Raw genomic sequence first — 5,221 nt, 5'->3', positions numbered from 1 at the left:
GCATGCCGGGGCAGAGCATTGAGATTGCGAACCGTGGTCACGCCCTCCGCCAGAAAGAGCCGCATGAAGTCCGGGCTGCGATCCAGATTGAGATGCGCGTGCATGTCGGCGAGGCCTGGCATCAGAAATGCGCTCCCGCCGTCGATGATCTTCGCGCCGGTCGGAATAACGATCTCGCCAGCCGGCCCCACCGCTGCGATGAGCTCACCCTTCACGACTACTGTGTGGTTCGGCCGCACCCGCTCGGTATCCATCGGGATGACGCTCACATTGACGAATGCGGTGGCAACAGCATCTTGGGCCGTGGCGGGCGCACCAAACAACATGATCCCAACAAGAGCTGCAGGAACCAGCGCCGGTGACCGGCGTGGGGATAGGGGCGGCTTCCACCGGAAGATCGTCATTCACCTACCTTCGAACCGCTCTATTCTGACGTGCTCGCCGAGAGGATTCCAAGAATCTCCCTTTAAGGCAGCCTTGATCTGCTGACAACGGCTCGGGACTTTCTCGCGGGAAAGTCCCGCTGCCGCCAAGCGAGTTCCAAGTGACTCCCGTTAGGGCACCCTAACGGGACCCCAGTGACCTGCGTGGGTACCCTAACGGGAGAGATTTGGAACACCGCTCGACCCGAGCTCTATCTCCACGCTGCGCGGACATTCGAGCGGAGAGTTCACATCATGCTCGCCCACACGTCTGAGGTGTCGGCAAGGGTGACGCGCTCCCCGACGCGGAGGGCGGCGAGCTCGATGGGGAGATAGGTGGCGCCATCCCACCGGAGGAACAGCAGGCCACGATCATCAAGGGGTCGGTCGAGCTCAAAGCGCACGGCAGCGACGTCCTTCCCGCTGGACGTTATGTCGACAACGGTGGCCTTCACCAGACCCTTGTCGTAGACGGTGCCGGGCTCGGGAATGCCCGGCGGGCGGAACATCCTGGCGAAGGTGTTGGTCAGCCAACCCTCCCGATCGGTGCTGATGACGAAGCTTCGGTCGTCGGAGCGCTCGACGCTGACGATGCCGTTGAGGGCCGAGAGAACACGCACGTCCGTCGCCCGACCTACGTAGAAATCGATGATCGGGGGTGGGTAGAACACATAGAAGAAGCCCGGAGCGTTAAGCAGCAGCACGTGCTCGGGCTGCCGCTCCTGAATGTGAGGCACCGCAGTTGCCACGTTCTCGCGCACGTGCTCTAAACTGGGCATGTACATAAACGGATAGGCGGCCGACAGGATGATGCCGGGCACCAGGACGGCTACGAGCACTATCCAGCCGACGGTACGGGTCAGGCCGGGGGCCGGCGACGCTTCGGAGGCGACCCGGCGGGCTATGGGGCCGATCTCGCCAAGGAGCATGGCGAGCAGGATGCTCGATCCGATGGCCGGGAGGTAGAGCGCTCGCTCGCTGGCACCGGCGCTCATCTGGGGGATCAGGGCCAAGAAGAAGACGGCAAGCGCCCAGAGCGCAACCGCGCTGCGGCGCATCCACCAGAGGCCGGTGATGAAGACCGCAAACAGGAGAGCGCCGGCCACCGCCAGAAGGGGAATCGTGCCCGGCATGAACATGGCAAGGCTGGGCGGCACGGGCGACAGAGCCGCCAGCCACATGACCGGCACGTGCCTCGTGAGTTGAACCAGGAACCGGCCGGGATCAACCAACGGGTCGATGTAGACGCCGCTGCTCATCCCGCCGAAACCGAGGACCTTGAAAGCCACCAGGTAGGCGACGAGGACGACGAGAGCCGGGATCCAGGACAGCCGATCGCCGAGGAATCCTACTGCTCGAGCACGAAGCGAAGCGGCAGCCGTGGCCGAGCACTCTTCCTCACGCCCTCGGGGCACGAGCAGCGTCATGAGCACCAGGAGAAAAGGTGCGACGACAGCGCTCTCCTTCGAAAGCAACGCCAACAGCAGCGCAGCGACCGAGACGGCCAGCTGCCGAGGAGCTCTCTTTTCCAGCCAAGCGGCGTGAGCCGTCAGCGCAATCATGACGAACAGCGAGCAGATGAGGTCGGTCAAAGTCGCGATCCAGCCCACCGTCATGCTGTGGTCTTCACAGGCGAGGAAGAACACGCCGGTCAGAAGCCCCAACAGCGGGCGGCCGGTCAGCCGTCGCACGAGAAGGAAGAGGATCGCCGCTATCAAGCCGTGGATGACAACGGAGAGCAGATGCAGCGGGAGAGCCCGCTCACCAAACAAGCGGATCGAGCCCTCGAAAACCAGCGAGGGCACCGGGCGCCAGAAAACCCCCAGATCACCGCCCTCGAACCACCATATGCCGGAGATTGCCGAGACCTCCTCGACCGACCAGAGGCCCAGCCAGCGCGAGAAGGGCAGTGGATCCTCTCTCAAGGCGTTGAGGAAGAAGAACTCGTCGGCCTGGAAACCGCCAAGCAGATAGAACCAGTTGAGGCCGAAAGAGACGAGGATGAAGCAGAGCACGAGCAGAGCCTCACGCCTCAGCCACGGGATCCGCTCTCTCGGCCGTGCTGGATTCGTCATGGAGACCCCTCCCGTAGCCTACGCTCAGGGAACTGCGGAGCCTACTACCCTGGAGGGTGGCGGGGACCCTTCCCCCGACGACTAAGGTCGCCGTTCCTGGCGTTTTGCCCTGAAACGGCGGCAAGGCGGGGCTGTGTAGCCGCCCATCCCAATGCTGGACTAAACTAGTCACCTTGAGTGGGCCCCGCGAGATCGAGCGGCGCTTCGCATCCCCGTCGGGGAACACGCATGTCGAAACGAGGTCGATTCCCTCTTGTGGCTTTGATCGTGGTGACGGGGAGCTGTGCCCCGCCCACGGCGGACGAGTCCAGCAAAGGTCCGCAAAGCGTCGGGAGAGAACCACTGCCGATCGCCGCGCTCGAGCGCTCCATCCCGGAGATCATGAACAAGGCTGGAGTCCCAGGGGTCTCGAGCGCGATCCTCGGGGAGGGCAAAGTGGCGTGGGTAGGCTCTTTCGGGGTACGGAGCACCGCCTCAGGGGAGACGGCGGACAGCGAGACCGTCTTCGCCGCCGCCTCGCTCAGCAAACCGCTCTTCGCCTATCTGGTCATGCTGCTGGCGCAGGAGGGCACGCTGGAGCTCGATCGACCTTTCGAGGACTATCTCGGCCGACCGATCGGCGAACATCCCCGCTACGCCGACCTGGCGGGCGACGAGCGCACCGGCCTCATCACCGCGCGGCATGCCCTCAGCCACACCATCGGATTCCCCAACTGGCGTTTTCTCACGGATGACGGCAAGCTTGGGTTCCTGGTCGATCCGGGGACGCGCTTCAACTACTCGGGGGAGGGCATCGCCCTGCTGCAGAAGGTGGTCGAGAAGGTCACGGGCCGTGGACTGGAGGAGCTGGCGCGCGACAAGGTGTTCAGTCCTCTCGGCATGTCGCGTACCAGCTACGTCTGGCAGGCGGAGTTCGAGGACAACCACGCGGTTCCCCATGACGAGTTCGAGCGCCCGAAAAGGCTCAACCGCCGCCGCGAAGCCGATGCCGCAGGCTCCATGATGACCACTGCCGGCGACTACGCCCGATTCCTTGCCGGCCTATTGCGTGCGGAGGGGGCGCGGCGGGAGACCGTGGAAGCCATGCTGACCCCTCAGGTGATGATCAATTCGCAGCAGATGTTCGGGCCGCGATCGTGGCAGCAGACGACAGCGAACGAACCGATCGCCCTGGCCTGGGGGCTCGGCTGGGGTCGCTTCGATACCGGGCGCGGCCGCGCCTTCTTCCACACCGGTCACGATTTCGGTTGGCAGAACTACACCGTGACCCATGCCGACGAGGGTGTCGGCGTCGTCTTTCTCAGCAACAGCGACAATTTCGAGAGTATCGCCCGCGAGATGGTGGCCGCCGCCCTCGGCGACGAGCTTTCGCCGTTCGAGTGGCTGGGCTACCCCGTCTTTGACCCATCACGGAGGCGCGAGCCGCCTCCCGACCCTATAGCGATCGAGCTCGACAACGCTACGCTGGAGCGCTACGTGGGAGAGTACGCCTTCCAAGGCGACCGGCGGATCAAGGTCCGCCGGATTGACGACGGGCTGTGGATCTCGGAGGGCGACGAGGACCCGAGCGAGATGCTCGCGGAATCGGAGACCGACTTCTTCATCATCGGCGAGGACATGCGCTTCCATTTCGAAGTGACCGACAGCGGTACGGTGGACCGGCTGCTGATACTCGTCGAAGGGCTGCAGCTCCCCGCGGAACGACTCCCGACGCCGGGAGAGAACTGACATCGCTCGGGTCGCAAGTCCTGGCTGCGACGGCCACGCTGCGGGCGTCGGTTACACGATCGCCCATAAGCACCAGCTCTGGTGGTCGCCTCAAGACCCCGAGCAGCGCCCGCTCTGGAACTCGGTCGTCGTTCTGAGCACCGAGTTCTACGACGAGCTCGTCGCCCACGCCGTACCGATCGACCTTCGAGCCTTCAAGGCGCTCAAGGGTTCGCCGCTCGCCCTCGAATCTACTCGTGGCTCACCTACCGCATGAGCTATCTGCGGAGGCCATGCCTCATTCCCTGGAAGGCACTTCAGACCCAATTCGGTGCCGACTACGGTCGGCTCCGGGACTTCAAGAGGAAGTTCCTCAGGCACGTGGCCGACGTCCTCCGCGTCTACCCCGCCGTCCGCATTACCGATGAGGCCCCGGGCCTCCTGCTCAAGGCCTCGGCACCGCACATTGCGAAAGTCGGCCGCGCGGCAGGATCAAGGCGATCAGCGAGCTGAATGCAGAGCGAGTTCCGCAGAGCGCCCTAGCGAGGTGGCCGTCAGCGCCAAACCGTTCTGCGGATGATAATTGTAGAGATACTGGGCGCCTCCGTTGTAGAACTCACCGTGGTGGGCGCCTGGCTTCTCCCGGTCCATGACTACAAGGTCGCCACCGTCCCATCCACCACCCGCGCCAGGGAGCCAACCGGGAAGTTCAACGTCTACAATACGGCTCACGACATCTACTGAGGCAGGACAGATCCCGGGTCGGGTTTCACCACGGGGTGAGTCCCGGCCCGGGACAGGGCGACAGTTTAATCCCCTCCCCGGCGATTGATAAACAGCTGGGTCCTGACCTCGTACGAGAGTCCGCCAAGTGCCACTCCGCGGCCACCTCACAGCCCAAGGCCCCGCAGCGCGGGAGAGCGATGTCCTACCCCGCCACTTCCTGCAAACCTGCAAACCCGCCACCGTCTCCGGAAAAGGCCTAAACCACCCTCAACGCGCCGCCACCGAGGCTGC

Annotated in this window: 5 protein-coding genes; 3 read left to right on the top strand and 2 right to left on the bottom strand. The window is 64.2% G+C overall.

Features of this window, described 5'->3' with window-relative positions:
- Both GY769_07540 and GY769_07535 read right to left on the bottom strand, forming a co-directional pair.
- A partial coding sequence (locus tag GY769_07540) for a hypothetical protein (GenBank protein ID MCP4201770.1) occupies positions 1 to 404 on the bottom strand: 404 nt, incomplete at its 3' end.
- A gap of 266 nt (positions 405 to 670) precedes the next feature.
- The gene (locus GY769_07535) at positions 671 to 2,497 is read right to left on the bottom strand and encodes a hypothetical protein (GenBank protein ID MCP4201769.1); all 1,827 of its coding nucleotides are present in this window, start codon (positions 2,495 to 2,497) and stop codon (positions 671 to 673) included.
- Positions 2,498 to 2,725: 228 nt separating this feature from the next.
- Between GY769_07535 and GY769_07530 the strand changes: the two genes are divergently transcribed.
- From GY769_07530 to GY769_07520, 3 genes are all read left to right on the top strand, one after another.
- Positions 2,726 to 4,225, top strand: a complete 1,500-nt coding sequence (locus GY769_07530; protein ID MCP4201768.1) for a serine hydrolase — start codon at positions 2,726 to 2,728, stop codon at positions 4,223 to 4,225.
- Position 4,226: 1 nt separating this feature from the next.
- A complete protein-coding gene (locus GY769_07525; protein MCP4201767.1) occupies positions 4,227 to 4,481 on the top strand; it encodes a hypothetical protein in 255 nt (84 codons plus the stop codon).
- Between the two features lie 299 nt (positions 4,482 to 4,780).
- Positions 4,781 to 4,948, top strand: a complete 168-nt coding sequence (locus GY769_07520; GenBank protein MCP4201766.1) for a hypothetical protein — start codon at positions 4,781 to 4,783, stop codon at positions 4,946 to 4,948.
- Positions 4,949 to 5,221 lie beyond the last annotated feature (273 nt).

This window comes from bacterium (assembly GCA_024224155.1).
Lineage (GTDB): Bacteria > Acidobacteriota > Thermoanaerobaculia > Multivoradales > JAHEKO01 > CALZIK01.
Note: the sequence above shows the minus strand (reverse complement) of the source record. Positions and strands in the feature narration are given on the sequence as shown.

What these genes read in the sequence shown, in the direction of transcription:
- GY769_07535 (MCP4201769.1), bottom strand. Translation starts at nt 2,497, where the DNA reads ATGACGAATCCAGCACGGCCGAGAGAGCGGATCCCGTGGCTGAGGCGT.
- GY769_07530 (MCP4201768.1), top strand. Translation starts at nt 2,726, where the DNA reads ATGTCGAAACGAGGTCGATTCCCTCTTGTGGCTTTGATCGTGGTGACG.
- GY769_07520 (MCP4201766.1), top strand. Translation starts at nt 4,781, where the DNA reads ATGATAATTGTAGAGATACTGGGCGCCTCCGTTGTAGAACTCACCGTG.